Genomic DNA, 16,639 nt, shown 5'->3' with positions numbered 1-16,639 from the left:
CGCTGTTTGACAACATTTTAATTGATATACATAAGTTTAAATCACTTCATTATCAAACAAGTTCCAATAAGAAAACGAAATTCATAATTTTTGTTAATAAAGATTAGAGTGTAGCTTATAAATATTGAGATTATGATTCCTGTCCATGCAGTTTTTGACAAATCTCTTTCTTTAAGTAAATTTAATTGCTTCCCAAGTAGATAGAATGGAATGCCTTGTATATAAAGATTTGTTAATGGAAAATCGAAAATACCTTGATGTGAACATGATATTATTGTTAGAGAGATTAGTAGTGAGACTGTTAATATCATGTTATTGACTTTACTTGTGACCTTTGAGAAAAAAAATTTATCTAATAAAAGGAGCATTAATATGGCTGGTAGATACCATAAAGCAGTATTCCAAGGGGTTTCGTTTAAAAAAATTATCTTTAATATTGTTTGAATTGAAATTGAATTTATTAAGTTAAAATGGCTTTTTATTAAGCCAATAATATTATAGAGTATAAATGTATATAAATATAGGTTGATGATTTTATGAATCTGTTTATTTATCTTGTACTCTTTTGCCCATAAAAAGTAACCTGAAACCATAAAGAAATATGGTACGCACATAGCAGTTAAGAATTGTATATTTTTATACCATTCGTTACTACTTAATTGGTATATACAATGAATAGATATAACACCTATGCTGGCAAAAAGTTTATAAGCATCTAGTAAGTCATATCTTTTTTTTGTATTAAGATTGTTTTTATTCATTTTTTAGCCAGTTATAAAAAAGGAAGCTGAGTCTTATATTAAGCTTTAATAATATTCCTAAGATATAATGTAGGGTTGTTGATTGTTTTAGGAAATAAGTTATAACATCCATGTTTTGTTTATAAAATGTAATAACGTTTTTTAGTTCTATATAAGGCAATCCTTTAGTTCTTAGAATAGAAAATGTTATACCTATAGCAACAATTTTATTTATTTCTCTAATGACATCATTGGGAAGTTTATGATTTGATAGAAATGCATAAATTAATGGAGCTGACTTAGCATATCCAATTGCGCTTTTAGATGATGTTTGGTTCATAATAGAACCGTTTCGGTCACAGATATAGTAATATAATGGTTTGTTGATGTGTTCTACAGTTTTCGCTAATGAATATAGCCTTATGGAAAACTCAAAATCTTCATGATATATACCTTTAGCAAAGAAAAGACTATTTTGTATTAATAAATCGCGTCTACAGATAGAAACCCATGCTTGTATGGCACCATTCATTTTAAGGCATTCAATACCTGAAATTATCTTTTTGCTGGGGAATGATATTTGGTATTCAATGGTCCTATTTTGATATAAATTGATATGATTTATTATATATATATCACTATTACTTGATATTTGATCTAATATTATGCGGAGAGCATTATTCTCAATATAATCATCACCATCAATAAACCAAATATAATCACCTTTTGCATTCTTAATCCCTGTGTTTCTTGCACAACTTAGTCCTTGATTTATTTGATGTATTGTATGGATATAATCATACTGCTTACTATAAAAATCACAGATGTTACTAGAAGTGTCTGTTGAACCGTCATCGACTAGAATAATCTCACATTCATTTATATTTTGAGCTATAATTGAATTAATGCAGCGTTCAAGATAGTTTTCAATATTGTATACTGGAATAATAATTGATAATTTGTACATAATAATTAATATAAATTTTTGATTGAAAGAAAAGGGAATATTTTTTTGAGGATTGTTATGTAATTATCAATTGTTGGTAATAAGAATCCGAATGGCAAGAATGATTTTATTTTTCTATTTTTTTCTCTCAATAGTTTAAAATTATATTCTGGGTTGACTATTTTATAATCATTAATGTATGAATCGTCTATTAAGACTTTGGTCCATTCTGATATAATTTTAGTAGTGTTGAAATTTCTAGAAATGAAATCATAAGTTTCTTTGTATGAGTTGTTCTCATTTTGTTGTAATTCTTTTATAATATTTGTGGCTAGAGAGCTTTCGTGTTTATATAATATTCCTCCAGAAGGAGGTACAGTATCTAAAAATCCAACATACTTTTTTGTTACAATTTTGCAGCCGTAAAGTTCCATTTCTATTGCAGATAAACAGAATGTTTCGCTGTATCCAGATGGGTTGGGAATTCCTATTTTAGTCTTTGCCAGGATTTTATTTTTTTCTTCTCCTAATTTACCATAAAATGTTACAGATGGAAGTATCTCTCCATTGGGCTTTGTGAGGTATGGCATAAATTGTTTTTCATAACTTTCTTCAGCAATTCCGTATTTTCCTAATTGTGCGTTGCCATATACATTGCCTGATCCAATTACGTTTAAATGAGCATCTGGATATGCCTGAAGAATACTGGGCCATGCTTTTGCTAATAAATGAAATCCTTTGATGGGGACTAAACTTCCTAAATAAGTTATTTCATTTTGGCGTTGCTTGAAAGGAATACTATTTTGCAAATAGAATTCTTTAGGTTTGATATTTATGCTGTTGTATATATATGTTGATTTTTTAAAAGCAAGATGATCTCTATAAAGGTCAAGTTGTTCTTTTCCTACATTTATTACTTTTTTTATGGTATGTGTTTTTGCTATAATTGTTAATATATGGTCGGGTATGATGTTGTGTGCCCATATATAGATTTTAATATCATTCTTTATTTCAGAGAATATGTTAGGAGAAAAATCTTTTTCCTCATATTTAACAACTAATACGTTTATATTACTCTTTATACAAAACTTTATAGCTTCTGCTTTGTTCCCAACCTTTTGATATTTACAGTCTTTTGGTAGTTTGCATATTGATGAGGTTAATAACGTAGTATCTAAAGTGCTTTCGGAATAGGATTGTAATTTATAGGCTGTATAATAGAATAGATATTCAGTTCCTCCAATACCTGGATTGCTGTCTAATATAGATGTACAATCTACGTTGGAAATAGACTCGTTATTAATGTAGAAGGCAACTTTAGTCATGTAGCATTGTTTTTATATAATTGAATGACTTTTCTTTCATATAAGAAAGTTTTGTGTTTATTTCATGATAATTTATGGGAGTTCTAATAATGTTTTCTTGATGTTGTATCCATCTGTCCGATAATCCTAAATCTTTCAAAAAGTCTGTGATTCTTGAATTTTGTGAGTTAATGTTTCCTTCATTATGCCGGGGGAGAGCATAAAATTCTTTTTCGAATAAAATGGAAAAGACAACACCATGGAATGAATCTGTACAAATAAAATCTGCATTATTAATTAATGAAAGAAATTCATATGGCCCTGCTGCTAATATGGATTTGTAATTACAGTCTGTTTCCATTGTCAAATCAAGGCGTCTTTTGGTTTTAAATAACGGATTGATTAATTTTTCTTTATAATCTGTTTTGCTTAGAAAATATGTCAATCCATATTGTTGTTTGTTTATGGAGGATTTTTGTGAGAGCGAAAGCCAATATTCTTTATCGACTAATAAAGTGGGATCTATGACTTGGGTTACATTGATAATGCCGCAATTGTTTAATAATTGTACTCCAGACTTCTCCCTGCATGATATAAATTTAAAATCGTGTAAAAGACGTTTAAAAGTATCTTGTTGTTTTTCATTCAGTTTTGCTATTCCAATACTAGGGGCATAAGCAGCTTTTATCCTTCCTTTGGGTACGAATGTCAGGAAGTATGGTTCTATGAATCCATTTAATGTTGGATTCCATATTTGATCGCTTCCTGAAATATAAAGGTCATATATTGGTGGATTCTTTTTTAAAGAATCGGATGTGGGATATTTCTGTGAAGACAGCTGAAAATTTCTTTTGTAGAATTTGTTAAATAGGCAAATTCTTTTGATAAGAAATGGATAATTTAGAATGATTCGTAGATTTTTTAAAGGATATCTCCTAATATCTCCTAATATTATCCTAGTTTTTTCTATCCATTTTTTCTGATATTCTTTCCTTTGATAATCAACAACTTCAACATGATGCCCTAATTTAGTTAGTGTATATTGTAATGCATAACATTGAAGGAAAGTTCCGAAATTTTTATATTGATGAGTTGTAATGAATCCTATCTTCATTGAATTATATAAAACGTTTAATGAATCTTGTTATTCTAATACTTATTGGGTATGAATGTTTGAGATACTTATTAATAAGTTTCTCTATGTTTTGTATGGTTACTTTTTTAAAAAAATCTTCTCTTTTATAATGTGGAGAACTACAAGTATAGAAGGTCTCAGTTCGGCATTCTACTGTTTTAAAATCGGTTTGTTGATATTTAAATTGTTGCTTTATATTAGAAAATAAAAATTCTCCTTTTTCACTTTTCGTGATAACTAATGAAGTTCCTTTATTGTCGTCCAGTTCTGGATAAAATTTTTCTATTCCCCAATAATCAGCAAGCATAATATCGCTTCCTGAGGTGAATTTTTTAGCAGGGCAATGATGGCATGAAGGTCGATTATAAAGGTTATAAATAAAACCTTTCATGAAGATGTTATTATCACATCTTTCTGATACAACTTTCCTGCCTGTATCTTGCTTGCTGATACTAAGAGTATAATTGTGCCACGCAGCATTTTTATCTCTGAAGTCAACTAAAATATTTAAAGTTTTTAGGTTTAGGCTAGATAAATAGATATGCCATATTTTGGAAGAAGGGATACCATGACATGCTATGTCCACAGTGAATAAATTCGGGTAGCATACGTTTTTCAGAAATAAGTGTAGTGCTTTTATTTGACAGGGGGTTCCTGAGAATAGAACGACACGTTCTGAGACTAAATCATCTTTTACTTTTTTGAATGTATTTCCAATATGACTTTGGAGATATTTTGACTTTTGTAGTTTTATGATATCTTTTATTTCTGTTATTCGGATATGCTGTACAATTTCAGGAGTGATTAAAGATGCTCCGTATATAATACCATTTTTCTTTTCAATAATATATTTAGCTAATTCGTAAAAGACTCCTCCAGATGAACTGTTAAATCTTACCGAATTGGATTTATTAATTGCGGCATAAGAAATTAATTTAGATTTGTTCTCAGATTCTTTTAATTGTATGCCAGGACATACTTTCTCGCACAAATTGCATTGTATACAATTTGTTAGATTTATCTTTGGATATCTAAAACCTTCTTTGTCCTCATTTAATGATATACATTGCTTTGGACAGATTTGTATACAAGATTCACAGCCACAACAATTTTGTCTGGGTAATGTATTAATCATTTAAGCAGATTGATTTTAGTGAGAAAACCAAGTTTTTTTGCTTTAATCCACATAGAAAAACTCAATCTATTTCTTATAGGAATCCATGATAGGGGAATCAAGTCATCTACATCCGATTTGTTATTTTGAGCGTATTTCCCAAACCACGGCTTGGGATATATTATTTTTTTATTTGGATTGGGATTTAAATAAGCTCCCCACCAACTGAATGTACTATTACTTATAATATTATCAGTGCATAATGTTTGTGCATATAAATCAATGAGGGGGTCATTGTTCTCAAGAAAATATATATTATCTCCTTTGAAATGTTTTTTACACCAGGATAAATCATCGCTAATAAAAACAAAACGTGAATTCTTTGGAAATAGTTTCATTGCTTTCTGAAAATATATCTTAGAGCAAACTGGTAGTTTATGTGGTATATAGCAATAATCTCCTCGTCTAACATTTACTCCTATAACGGGGCTGCTAAAAATTTCTTTGTATTGTGAAAGAATTTTCTTTTTTAAATCTGCAGGAATAGAGAATAAATCTTTAATAATATCTTCATCGAAATATTTGTATGATTGAAATCCTCCATCAAGTAGAAGATTCTTTTGATAGGGTATTTCATTATATTTAAATCCTTTTTGTTGGAATGGAATCAAATTATCAGGTGTCGATTCTAAGATAGAAATATTTCTGTATATATTATTTCTATATGGTTGTATGAAATCCCATACGTAACAACTGTCAGGTGGGGCTATTTTATAATCTTTATGGCATACGGCACAAAATTGATCATTATTATGTGCTGCTAATGTTGCAGCTGCTGCCATTTCAAATAAATGGTTGCCAATTCGACCATGCAATTTAACGTATATCATACTTTTCTTATTTTATTTTTAATGCGGAATGAAATTTCCTGTATTAAATTTCTTATAGGGGCATTATTGATAAACTGTGATTGTACTAATAGAAAATTTTTTAAGTCAGTTTCTCTATTAGCATAAGGTGATTTCATAAAATAATACCACCATATATAGCTTCTTAGACAATATCCATTCCATGGCTTTTCTCCTGTATAATGAATGATAGAGTCTTTAGTGTCTGATATCTCATTTTCTTTTAACTTTCTAAAATTCTGATTGCTAATAGATAACCTATATAAAATTGTCGTGTAATTATATTTCAGGGGTAGTTGTTTTATGTGTCCTTTACATACTATGTTGATAATGTCCTGATCTTGACATATATATTGCTTTTGCTGATGTTCAGCACATTTTTTATGAAAATCAGTTTCGTTTAACTTGTTAATATCCATTATAAGGACTCCGCTGTTTATATATTCACTAGGATTACATCCTATCTTTATCAGATAATCTGTATTTGATTGATTGTACAGAGGGGTTTCACAAATTCCTCCAATCCATTCTTCTTTTTTTAATGATGTATTGTATAGCATAGATAAATCACACTCTATGATTGTATCTACGTCTAAGTAAATAATTGCATTATAATTTGTCTGATTAATAGAGTTTATTTGTTTTTGTAGCTGCGGAATAAGTAATCTATAGTAACATGTCGTTGTTATATTTCTGATTTCGTATGCTCCTTTAAAAAAGTCCTTAATTTCAATAAAAGATATACGATGTTGTGGATATTGTTTTAAAAGAACATTGAATGAATCTTTTTCTTCTGGGGGTATTTCTCCAACTTTACAAATGATAAAAATATCATAATTTGTTTTATCCTTAGCATTTTCAAAAAGTGAGAATAAACAAACTTTTGCTGGTAAAATCATGTTTTTATCAAAACAACAGATAACGGGAATCATTTTATTTTTGAATATAATTTTTTTATTATTGATATTACAAATTGTTTTTCAGAATTGTTTAATCCAATCATATAACTTAGTGTTATTGATGATATGATTGATGTTAAGCAAGATATTATGAAGTTTATGAGACTATTAATGGTTAGTATATGATATAAGAATGGTGGAATTATTGATAATATTGCTACTAAATAACAAGGGAAAATAGCTTCTTTAATTAAAAATTTTTTTCTTATTCCTGTATATTGTTGTAGAATATTTAGGCGTATATATAAGGTGATGAATGATACAAATATATTGGCTAAAATAACGAAATATGGTTCTATTCCTAATTTTAATAGTAAATATGATATTGGTAATACGGTTATAAGTGCTAGACTAACATATATTTGTAATTTTTTTACTTTCCCGTTCGCTTGTATCCCTGTAGTGATAGGACCAGTCATTGTATCTAATAATGTATTTATTATGGCTAAGCGTGTGAACCACGCAGTGTATTGAGGCGATTCTCCCAACCATAATGTTAAAATTTTATCTGTCTCAATTATGAATGGATAAGAGAGAAGCATCATTAGTAAGAAACTAATTTTAATTCCTCGGCTGATTAATTTACGAGTGTCTTCAATATTTCCAGAGGCAAAACTTTTGACAATAGGTGGGTTTAAAGCTGATTGAAATTGATAAACAAATTGGACAATAATTCCATTAATACGTAAAGCAATGCCTCTTGCCCCGTTCACAATTGTTCCATAGAACCAGTTTAAAAATATATTTAATACTTGGTCATTGGCAATAATCGTGACTTGTCCGAAGAGATTCCAGCCAGAAAAACTAAAGATTTGTTTGAATAAGCTTCTGTTCCATGTAAAATGTAAGTTGCATTCGTTGAATTGCTTTAAACAATAAATCATGGAAATAAGGAAATCAATCGTACCTGATAACATTAGCAATATTGCATAGATTATTAAGCTATCACCAGGTATGAACCATAAGGCATAAACTATTAGTAATTTAAAGACAACATCTATAAAAGAAAAATAAGCATAAATTCCCATTTTTTCATGTGCCATAACACTAGCCGTAAAAGGAACTTTTATGATACCTAATATGCTGGAAAATATGGCTGTTTGGTATACCCAGTTGGCAGCTAATAGTCGTTCTGGGGGGATTACTAGTTTCTTGTTGATAAACCATAGGCCAATTGTTTCTGATAATAATATAATAATTATGGCTAAAATACAATGAATAAATAAAATTAGTTCAAAAACTTCTTTTAAGTTCTTTTGATTATTCCTTCCTAATTCGAAGGATAAAAAACGTTGTGAGGCGGAAGACATACTTCCATTTAAAAAACCCAGCATACTAATAACACCTCCTACTAGGTTGTAAATCCCCATATTTTCTAGCCCTAATGCCTGAAATATTACTCTTGTTGTGAAAAGGGATATTCCAAGAGTAATAAACATTCGGACATAAAGGAGAAGTGTGTTTTTCAGTATTCTTTTATTATCTGACATATTGGACTTTTCTATTTGTGTTATTATTTTATGTGTACTTTACTGTTTGTAAACTTCCTAAGGTAATATAGTCTAACAATATTTGATTATGTAAAATTAGGTATTACTTGCGAAAATATAAATTGATTTATGTTGGAATATATGTGTGAATTGATATTCTAAAGTTTATTGTATTATGAATAATAGTCAAGTCTATATTTTTATATTTCCCGTTTGAAAATCCATCTGTTATTGATTGAAGGAATATGATGCTTAAGTTGTTTAAAACTGGGATATAAATATTTTAATTAGAGACTAATTCCAGGCGATTCACATCGGCTGGAATAATTTTAAATATGAAAAATTTCTCTCCCATCCCGTGGGAAAGACTCTACCTTAGTTATTTCTTTTGTCCATAGCCATAACCGTAGCCATAGCCGTATTTCTTTCCGTAACCGTAGTGCCCGTATTTGCCATACTTGCCGTAGCCATAGTAGGAGCCGGTTTCACGTTTGTTCATATCAATTCCATTAATCAATACGCAGAGGTGGGGAAGTTTGCCGTCCTGCTGCAATTCATTGATTAATTTGAATTCGCTCTTGGCCGTGTAGTTGGAACGGCATACATAAACGCTTAAATCGGCTACGCGGGCAATAAGCTGGGTGTCGGTCACCATGCCGATGGGGGCGGTATCCAATATCACATAGTCAAAATGTGCTTTTAGCTGTTGGATAGCGTCATCGAGTGCCTGACGGGCTACCAATTCAGTCGGGTTGGGAGGGATGGTGCCACCGGGTAAAATATAGAGATTGGGTGAAACCGTAGATACCTGACATAGGCTAAGCAAATCGGTGTGCTCGGGGTCGGACAGGTATTGTGAAATACCGGCTTCCTTATGGGAAAGGTGGAACACCTTGTTTAGCCCGGGCTTGCGGATGTCAAGCCCCACAATTACTACCTTTTTGCCCATAAAGGCAAAACTGCAGGCCAGGTTGCCGGCATTGAAGCTTTTGCCCTCGCCGGAAGTGGTGGAGGTGAAAAGAATTACTTTCTGTCCTTCCTGAAGCATGTACTGGATATTGGTACGCACCGAGCGGAACACTTCTTCCATCAGTTCGTTACGGTTCTCGCGTACTACAATGGCGCTTTCGCTAGTTTCTGGAGTAAGCGGAATATCTCCCACGATGGGAAGATGTGTAATTTTTTCTACATCACCACGTGTCTGGATTTTAAACTGAAGCAATCCCCAGAAGAAAATTAGTCCAATGGGAAGGGCTAATCCTAACACGAAGGCAACCATGTAAGTCTGTGAGGGGGTAGGGAAGATCTGGCCACCTGCCAGAGGCTCGTCGATGACGCGGGCATTGTTGGCGGTAGAAGCCAGGGTGATGTTGTTTTCCTCGCGTTTCTGCAGCAGCATCAGGTAGAGGTTGGCCTGGATTTCCTGCTGGCGTGACATGCTGAGGTATTCTTTTTCCTGTACAGGGGCATCGCTTACCTTGCCGGCGAACTTGCGGGTCTGGGCTTGCAAGGCCTGACGATTAATCAATAAGCCTTTCTCTGCTGTTTGGATGGCGGCCATTACGCTGTTACGCATCACGTCGATGCTGGCGTTCAGGCTCTGTACGGCAGGGTTGTCTTCGTGTGAAGTGCGCAGCAGGCGCTTACGCTCAATCAGCATCTGGTTATAGTTCTGCACTACCGTATTCAAGTCGCTGTTGTTCAGTCCGATGTTGGCAGGGATGACTTCATACTGGCTTTTTTCGCTCAAGATATGATTTTTTAAGTGATTGACCAGACTGATTTGTACCTCATTTTCCGCGTAGGCACGTTCGTAACCAGCCTGTTCTGTGGCTGCCTGGCTGGCATCGGCGGCAATATCTACCACGCCTGCCTGCTGCTTGAAACTGGCTAGCTGGCTTTCGGTAGTACCCAATTCTTTGTTGATGATGCGTATACGCTCGTCAATAAATTCGGCGGTCTTGGCCGCTACCTCGTTCTTGTCGTTATTGCCTTCTTCGTTATAGAGTTCTACTAATTTATTCAGGAAATCTACTCCCCGAGACTCCTGACTGCTGGTGAAGGTAAGTTGGGCAATGGTGGTAGACTTGCTGCTGGGACTTACCGCCAAGCGGTTACGGTAGGAAGCCGCTGCTGCATTGGGTGATATGACGGTAGCCTGAATCACTTCGGGTACAGGCTGGATAGTTTGCAGCGTAGAATCGGCTGCCGAGAACGTGAAGACACCCGCAGGGGTAGAGAATACAGCTGGCAGGCTTTCTACTGTCTTTTTCCATTCCTGACCTTCGTGTTCTACCAGGACTTCGTGAAGCTGCTGGTTACGGAAAGACATCTTGACCTGGGCATAACCCATACGTTCGGCTTCTTCGGGAGTGACCCATACCTTGACGGGCGACTGCTTGTAAAGCTCGGTGTCGCGGAACTGATCGGGCACGGAGTAGCTGACATAGAGGTCGAGGGCGGTCACTACTTTTTTAATCAGGGTGCGTGAACGCAGGATTTCCAGCTCGTTGTCAAAGCTCTGGGTGGAAGAAGTAACAAAGCCCAAATCTTCCAGGTTGGATCCGTTTGCCCCTCCTTTGTTTTCGTTCTTAATCAAGACGGAAGAGCTGACGGTGTAAAGAGGGGTCAGGGTCTTGAGGTAGAAAAAGGCGCCAATCAGGAATACAGCTACGCTGCCCAGAATCCAGGGCCAGTACATCAGAAGCTTGATTAAAAACGCTTTATAGTCGAAGCCGGAAGTTCCTTCTTCTTCCAGCAGGTAGTTCTTGGTTTCTTCTGCCATAGGTAAATGTCGTTATTATTTGGAAATTGCAAGTACAAGTGAAGTGATGGAAGTCACGATGCTAAGCAGGGTAATCCACATGGAAGAATTGCTGTTAAAGGTGTTGGTACGTACCTTTGCCTTGGTGGGCTTGACATAAACTACGTCATTCTGCTGCAGATAGAAGTAGGGTGACTGGGCTACATTGGCTTCGTTCAGGTTAAGGTGGTATACCCGGCGTACGCCTGTGGAGTCTTCGCGGAGCAACTGCACGTCGTCGCGTACCGAGAAGAGGGTCATGTCGCCTGCCTGTGCTAAGGCTTCGAAGATGGTGACTTTCTCGGCATCAGTGCTATAGGTGCCTGGATGGCCTACTTCACCCAATACGCTGAACTTGTAGTTGGAAGTACGCACCGTGACATTGGGTATTTCCTTCAAGTAAGGCTGGAGCTTTTCACGAATGAGTGCTTCGCATTCGCGGTTGGTCAGGCCCATAACCTTGAGGTTACCCAATACGGGAAAATCAATGTAGCCTTGATTGTCTACCAGGTAGGCCAATAATTTTGCATCTTGCATGCCTGTTGAACTTGTTGCTGAATTTTCTTTAGTAGTTCCGATTTTTCGGTAAAAAGGAGCCGATGCCTCGGGGTCGGTGGTGCTTACCAAAATAGTAAGCTCATCCTTGGGCATGATGCGGAAGTCATAGAGCTGTCCTTCAAGGGATTCATTGAGCACTTGTTCGTTCTGAAGGTAGAGCGATTTCTGGTAAGACGTACACCCGCTCACCAGCAGGGTGGACAACGTCAGCATACAGACTACTTTGCGTATCTTCATCTTTTCTTATGGTTTTGTTATGATTTTTCTAAAGGAATTCCCCTGCGCACTGGGCGTGCTTCGCCGTTACCACTCCCAGCTATAGATTGGGGCGGTAAAAATTACGGCCGATAATCAGCCGCAAAATTAAGCCTTATTTTTGGTTTATTCAACTTATAGAGGGGTTTTTATCGGTGAAAAGGGTGGAAATCAATGAAAAAGTGGGCATATTGGCGGATTTTGTAACAATTCTGGAACAATGTGTGGGGTATAGGGCGGAGTGTGAGAAAAACGCAAGGGCGTTTTACCTGAAACGCAAGTGCATTTGAGATAAAACGCAAGTACGTTTTACTTCAAACGCAAGGGCGTTCGATTCGAAACGCAAAGGCGTTTTCGGGGAGTTCCGGAATGGGAAACATGACGGGTTGTCGGGGTTGGCAGGCATTTTTATAAACTGTATATACGCGGGGTGTGGAAACAAGTCTGTCGTACTTGTTTCCACACCTGTATATAGGAAGTTTGAAAAACCGGTGACAACCCGTCAACCCGTCAAGCGGCGGCCCAGGAAAGGCACGGTTTTTACTTCCAGTCTGTATCTTTCATACGGGGATTTTGGATGCGTTGTTCTGATTTAATTCGCTCTAAATCAGTGGTAAGTGAATGGTAAAAATCGCGGAGCAACTCGTCCTGCTTCTGCGGGTCGGCGGCAAGCAGGCGGTGGTACACGGCAAGGATACGGCCGAGGAATGTCAGATCCGTCAGGAGCCCCTTTTAACTTTTTGAAACGTGTGTGCGCTCATCGGCGCCAGCCGGCACAACTCTTGTACGGTGAGGGTACGGCCGTGCGGTAACACCAGGTGGCGCCACGCTTCCAGCATCTGTCCTAATTCGATTAATTTCGCTTGTTTCATAGTCTTTTTGTTTTAAAAAGTAAAATTATAGTAAATTATTGGTTAAAATATTGCACGCATGTGTGCAATGTAAATTTTATATTTCTGCAAACTTATTTTACATTTGTCTGCAAATTTAAGCAAAAGTGTAACATTATGAGCTTAAAAACTGAAAATTTATAAACTTAAACACGAAAAAATGAATGAAATGATGCTCAGCCTTTTTAAAGGCTATGCCGACACGGTGCCCGTGCCGGTGACTCTACAGGAAGTAGTCCGCCTGATCAGGGAGGACAAGGTGCTGGCCGACCACACCGAAAAATACCGTTACTACCGCTCGCAGGGGCAGAAGACGGCTGCCAATCGGGAAAAGGCGGCCTGCCCCTGCTTTGCTGTGGCGGTGCGTTTTGACGGAGGCAAGCGAAGAACCGACATCAGCAGCTGGACGGGCCTTACGATGGTGGACTTTGACCATTTGCCCGAAGGACGGGCGGGGGAGGTGTTTGAAAAGGTGTGTGCCGACCCGCATACTGTGCTGGCTTATACCACCATCAGCGGGCAGGGAGTGAGGGTGGTGTGCCGCTACTGCCTGGACGGGGAGGTGGCCGACAAGGACTGCCTGACGCTGTATACGCTGGTATTCCGGAAGGTAAACGAATATTACCAGATGCTGACGGAGTGCAGCTTTGACCCGGCCTGCAAGAACGCTACGCGGTTGAGCGGACTGGCGCATGATGCGCAGGTGTGCTTCCATCCGGATGCAGAGCCTTTTCATTTCGATCCGGTACGTGTAGTGAAACCTGAAACTCCTCGCAGAGGGCGAGTGGAGCGTGTGGTGGCCCGTATCCGCAAGGAGCTGGACGAACAGGGCGTGGTGTATGCCCCGCATCATCACAACGAGTACATCATGCGCATGGGCTATCTGATGAACGAGTTCGGGCTGCCGCTGGAGCAGGCCATTGGCTGGGCGGACGGACGTTTCCCGGAATACGACGGCGACGTGGCGGCCATTTTCCGCTCGTGCTATGCCGATACGGAGGCACACGGACGGCGGGAGGCGGAACTGTTTCGTGCGAAGAAGAGGGGGGAAGGACGTTCCCAACTGGCCACGCCCGAGGAGATTGAGCAGTTTCTCGCCACGCAGGCGGAGTTCCGGAAGAACGTGATTACCGGGAAGGAGGAGATGCGTCACCCCGAGGCCGAGGAGTTTGTGGAACTGACCGACCGCCTGGTGAACTCGCTGTGGAGCCGCATGACCAAGGAGGGGCACACGGTGCGCCTGTGCGATGTGCGTTCGGTACTGGAGTCGGAGTTTGTGCCGGAGTTTAACCCTTTTACGGAGTATTTCCGCTCGCTGCCCCCATGGGACGGTGTGACCGACCACATCGGACGGCTGGCGGCCACGGTACACGTGGAGGGTGACGCGCAGCTGTTTGATGATTGTTTCCGCAAGTGGTTGGTGGCTGTGGTGGCCTCGCTGATGGTGAAGGAGGTGACGAACCACCAGATTCTGGTGTTCGTGGGGCGGCAGGGCTGCTACAAGACGACCTGGCTGGCACGGCTGCTGCCGCCTGAACTGCAGCGGTATTTCTGTGTGCGCTCCAACAGCGGACGACTGACGAAGGACGATAACCTGGCGCTGTCGGAATTTGCGCTGATTTGCCTGGAGGAGATTGATGAGCTGCGTCTGGGTGACATCAACCAGCTCAAGGCGATGGTGACCCTGCCGGCAGTGAACGAGCGGAGGGCGTACGGACACTACAAGGAGAACCGCCCGCACATCGCGAGCTTCTGCGGCACGACCAACCAGCCGGAGTTTCTGAACGACCCCACGGGAAGCCGGCGCTGGCTGCCCTTCGCGGTGGAGCGCATAGACGACCCCTATACGCATCCCGTGGACTATGCGGGGGTGTACGGGCAGGCCCTGATGCTGTGGAAGAAGGGGTTCCGCTACTGGTTCGACGAGGAGGAAATCGCGCAGGTGAACGCACGCAACGAGCGGTTTGAGACGGCCAGCCTGGAAACGGACTTGCTATTGGCCTTTTTCCGCGTGCCGATGCCCGGCGAGGAATGTATGTTCCTGACGGTGGGCGAGATTCTGCAGCACATCAACGGGGGCATGAAGAATCCCCTCAGTGCCGTCAAGGTGGGGCTTGCCTTGCGGAAGGCGGGATTCGAGCAGGTTCGCGTGGCGGGGAAGAGGGGGTATCGGGTGGTGATGTACACCATCGAAGAGGTGAACCGCAACCGTCGTGCCATGGGACGATTCACCGAGGCGCCGGCTGAAGAGTAGTCTTCATCGCCCGGTCGCCGGCTGGTGATAACGTTTTGATTTTCATGTGGCTTTTTATGTTCCGAAGAGGGGAAAATACCGGAAAAAACGGGCGGAAAAACTTGTGTATCCGACCGGAATTGTGTAAATTTATAGGTAACTAAAATAAAACGGAACAATGAACTACATGCAATTGAAAACGGGACCGGGAGCTGTTTCCGGGGAGGAACGGGAGGGTTTCTGCCTGAAGGCTTACCGGAAAAGTGAGTTGGCGGGCTTGTATTTTCCGCAGGCAGGTAAGAAAGGTGCCCTGCAGGGGCTGTGGCGATGGATCAAGCAGTGTGCGGAACTGGAAAGGGAGCTCGAGCGGTCGGGCTACCAGAAAAACCGCAAGTTTTTCCTTAAATCGGAGGTGGAACTGATTGTGAGGTTCCTTGGAGAGCCGTGAGCGGCGGCGTTTCCTTTTTCTAATGTCTTCAAAAGTCTTCAAATTTCCTCGAATGTCTTCGTAAGTCTTCGTATGTCCTCAAATGTCTACATGGGCGGGAACGGGGGTGCTAACTTTGCCTATGTAAGAAATAATGAAGAATGAAGAGTGAATAATGAAGAACAATGGATAATGAAGAATGAAGAGTGAATAATGAAGAATGTGCGCGCGTTTCCTGGATTCATCATTCATCATTCTTAATTCATCATTCAAGATTCATCATTCAAGATTCATCATTCTTAATTCATCATTCTTCATTTAATTGGTTTTTAACTTTTAACTTTTAATTTTTAACTAACAAGTGGATTTATGAAGAAAACAGTGACTTATTCGGTTGTTGGGCGTGTGAACCCGGCCGATCGTGAAAGCGGTGAAGTGAAGTATTATGCACAGTCGCAGGCTCGCGGCGAGATGGGTATCCGTGAAATAGCGGAACGTATTCACCAGATGTGTACCGTGACCCGTGCCGACGTGATGGCGGTATTGACGGGACTGGAAGATATCGTGTCGGAAGGCTTGCAGGGTGGCGAAATCGTACGCCTGGGTGAACTAGGTTCGCTGCAGCTGAGCCTGAGCGGGGAAGGAGCCGCTACGGAAGATACGTATACCGACAGCATGATTGAAAAGGTGCGCGTGCTGTTCCGCCCGGGTACGGTGATGCAGGAGGCTATCAACAACCTGGCTTTCGAACGGGTGCCGGTGAAGTATAAGAAAGAGGAAGAGGACGACGGTGCTGGGGTGTAATCGGAACTAAGGCGTGAGAAGATGACGAAAGTAAAATGGATTGTGGTCAGGGTGCTGAAGTGTATTCTCTGTC

At 39.3% G+C, this 16,639-nt stretch carries 14 protein-coding genes; 3 read left to right on the top strand and 11 right to left on the bottom strand.

The genetic code is table 11. The features are described from left to right. Window positions 1-41: 41 nt before the first annotated feature. From DXD04_RS07495 to DXD04_RS16670, 11 genes are all read right to left on the bottom strand, one after another. Window positions 42-761: an acyltransferase family protein gene (locus DXD04_RS07495; protein ID WP_117672261.1), complete on the bottom strand. Its 720-nt coding sequence runs from the start codon at window positions 759-761 to the stop codon at window positions 42-44. Next, window positions 754-1,707, bottom strand: a complete 954-nt coding sequence (locus DXD04_RS07490) for a glycosyltransferase (protein WP_117672259.1) — start codon at window positions 1,705-1,707, stop codon at window positions 754-756. The genes DXD04_RS07495 and DXD04_RS07490 overlap by 8 nt, the downstream gene beginning before the upstream one ends. A gap of 5 nt (window positions 1,708-1,712) precedes the next feature. Then, complete coding sequence (locus DXD04_RS07485; protein WP_117672257.1) at window positions 1,713-3,011, bottom strand: glycosyltransferase; 1,299 nt, start codon at window positions 3,009-3,011, stop codon at window positions 1,713-1,715. Further along, on the bottom strand, window positions 3,004-4,104 hold the full coding sequence (locus tag DXD04_RS07480; RefSeq protein ID WP_117672255.1) for a polysaccharide pyruvyl transferase family protein: 1,101 nt from the start codon (window positions 4,102-4,104) through the stop codon (window positions 3,004-3,006). Before DXD04_RS07480 ends, DXD04_RS07485 begins: the two co-directional genes overlap by 8 nt. Before the next feature lie 4 nt (window positions 4,105-4,108). Further along, entirely contained in the window at window positions 4,109-5,260 is a 1,152-nt protein-coding gene (locus DXD04_RS07475; protein ID WP_117672253.1) for a Coenzyme F420 hydrogenase/dehydrogenase, beta subunit C-terminal domain, read from the bottom strand. Further along, window positions 5,257-6,129, bottom strand: a complete 873-nt coding sequence (locus DXD04_RS07470; protein ID WP_117672251.1) for an alpha-1,2-fucosyltransferase — start codon at window positions 6,127-6,129, stop codon at window positions 5,257-5,259. Before DXD04_RS07470 ends, DXD04_RS07475 begins: the two co-directional genes overlap by 4 nt. Continuing rightward, on the bottom strand, window positions 6,126-7,079 hold the full coding sequence (locus DXD04_RS07465; protein ID WP_117672249.1) for a glycosyltransferase family 8 protein: 954 nt from the start codon (window positions 7,077-7,079) through the stop codon (window positions 6,126-6,128). The genes DXD04_RS07470 and DXD04_RS07465 overlap by 4 nt, the downstream gene beginning before the upstream one ends. Next, window positions 7,076-8,596, bottom strand: coding sequence for a lipopolysaccharide biosynthesis protein (locus DXD04_RS07460; RefSeq protein ID WP_117672247.1), 1,521 nt, complete (start codon window positions 8,594-8,596; stop codon window positions 7,076-7,078). The genes DXD04_RS07465 and DXD04_RS07460 overlap by 4 nt, the downstream gene beginning before the upstream one ends. A gap of 379 nt (window positions 8,597-8,975) precedes the next feature. Then, on the bottom strand, window positions 8,976-11,381 hold the full coding sequence (locus tag DXD04_RS07455) for a GumC family protein (protein ID WP_117672245.1): 2,406 nt from the start codon (window positions 11,379-11,381) through the stop codon (window positions 8,976-8,978). A gap of 15 nt (window positions 11,382-11,396) precedes the next feature. Further along, entirely contained in the window at window positions 11,397-12,194 is a 798-nt protein-coding gene (locus tag DXD04_RS07450; RefSeq protein WP_117672242.1) for a polysaccharide biosynthesis/export family protein, read from the bottom strand. 737 nt (window positions 12,195-12,931) lie between these two features. Continuing rightward, window positions 12,932-13,084 (bottom strand): hypothetical protein, encoded by a 153-nt coding sequence (locus DXD04_RS16670; protein WP_181977462.1) that lies wholly within the window; start codon window positions 13,082-13,084, stop codon window positions 12,932-12,934. 178 nt (window positions 13,085-13,262) lie between these two features. On the opposite strand from DXD04_RS16670, the gene DXD04_RS07445 reads away from it, so the two are divergent. The 3 genes from DXD04_RS07445 to DXD04_RS07435 all read left to right on the top strand — a co-directional run bounded on the left by DXD04_RS07445 (window position 13,263) and on the right by DXD04_RS07435 (window position 16,566). Continuing rightward, a complete protein-coding gene (locus tag DXD04_RS07445; protein ID WP_117672240.1) occupies window positions 13,263-15,356 on the top strand; it encodes a VapE domain-containing protein in 2,094 nt (697 codons plus the stop codon). 157 nt (window positions 15,357-15,513) lie between these two features. Further along, window positions 15,514-15,783 carry a DUF4248 domain-containing protein gene (locus DXD04_RS07440; protein ID WP_117672238.1) on the top strand — a complete coding sequence of 90 codons (270 nt, stop codon included), beginning with the start codon at window positions 15,514-15,516 and terminating at the stop codon, window positions 15,781-15,783. A 348-nt stretch (window positions 15,784-16,131) separates the two neighbouring features. Then, complete coding sequence (locus DXD04_RS07435) at window positions 16,132-16,566, top strand: HU family DNA-binding protein (RefSeq protein ID WP_117672236.1); 435 nt, start codon at window positions 16,132-16,134, stop codon at window positions 16,564-16,566. The last annotated feature ends 73 nt before the right edge of the window (window positions 16,567-16,639 follow it).

Origin of the sequence: Phocaeicola plebeius (assembly GCF_003437535.1) — a bacterium.
GTDB lineage: Bacteria > Bacteroidota > Bacteroidia > Bacteroidales > Bacteroidaceae > Phocaeicola > Phocaeicola plebeius_A.
This window is presented reverse-complemented; position numbering and strand designations above follow the sequence as displayed.

Coding starts and splice junctions, on each gene's coding strand:
- DXD04_RS07435 (WP_117672236.1), top strand. CDS start 16,132: ATGAAGAAAACAGTGACTTATTCGGTTGTTGGGCGTGTGAACCCGGCC.
- DXD04_RS16670 (WP_181977462.1), bottom strand. CDS start 13,084: ATGAAACAAGCGAAATTAATCGAATTAGGACAGATGCTGGAAGCGTGG.
- DXD04_RS07490 (WP_117672259.1), bottom strand. CDS start 1,707: ATGTACAAATTATCAATTATTATTCCAGTATACAATATTGAAAACTAT.
- DXD04_RS07470 (WP_117672251.1), bottom strand. CDS start 6,129: ATGATATACGTTAAATTGCATGGTCGAATTGGCAACCATTTATTTGAA.
- DXD04_RS07465 (WP_117672249.1), bottom strand. CDS start 7,079: ATGATTCCCGTTATCTGTTGTTTTGATAAAAACATGATTTTACCAGCA.
- DXD04_RS07495 (WP_117672261.1), bottom strand. CDS start 761: ATGAATAAAAACAATCTTAATACAAAAAAAAGATATGACTTACTAGAT.
- DXD04_RS07455 (WP_117672245.1), bottom strand. CDS start 11,381: ATGGCAGAAGAAACCAAGAACTACCTGCTGGAAGAAGAAGGAACTTCC.
- DXD04_RS07450 (WP_117672242.1), bottom strand. CDS start 12,194: ATGAAGATACGCAAAGTAGTCTGTATGCTGACGTTGTCCACCCTGCTG.
- DXD04_RS07440 (WP_117672238.1), top strand. CDS start 15,514: ATGAACTACATGCAATTGAAAACGGGACCGGGAGCTGTTTCCGGGGAG.
- DXD04_RS07480 (WP_117672255.1), bottom strand. CDS start 4,104: ATGAAGATAGGATTCATTACAACTCATCAATATAAAAATTTCGGAACT.
- DXD04_RS07460 (WP_117672247.1), bottom strand. CDS start 8,596: ATGTCAGATAATAAAAGAATACTGAAAAACACACTTCTCCTTTATGTC.
- DXD04_RS07445 (WP_117672240.1), top strand. CDS start 13,263: ATGAATGAAATGATGCTCAGCCTTTTTAAAGGCTATGCCGACACGGTG.
- DXD04_RS07485 (WP_117672257.1), bottom strand. CDS start 3,011: ATGACTAAAGTTGCCTTCTACATTAATAACGAGTCTATTTCCAACGTA.
- DXD04_RS07475 (WP_117672253.1), bottom strand. CDS start 5,260: ATGATTAATACATTACCCAGACAAAATTGTTGTGGCTGTGAATCTTGT.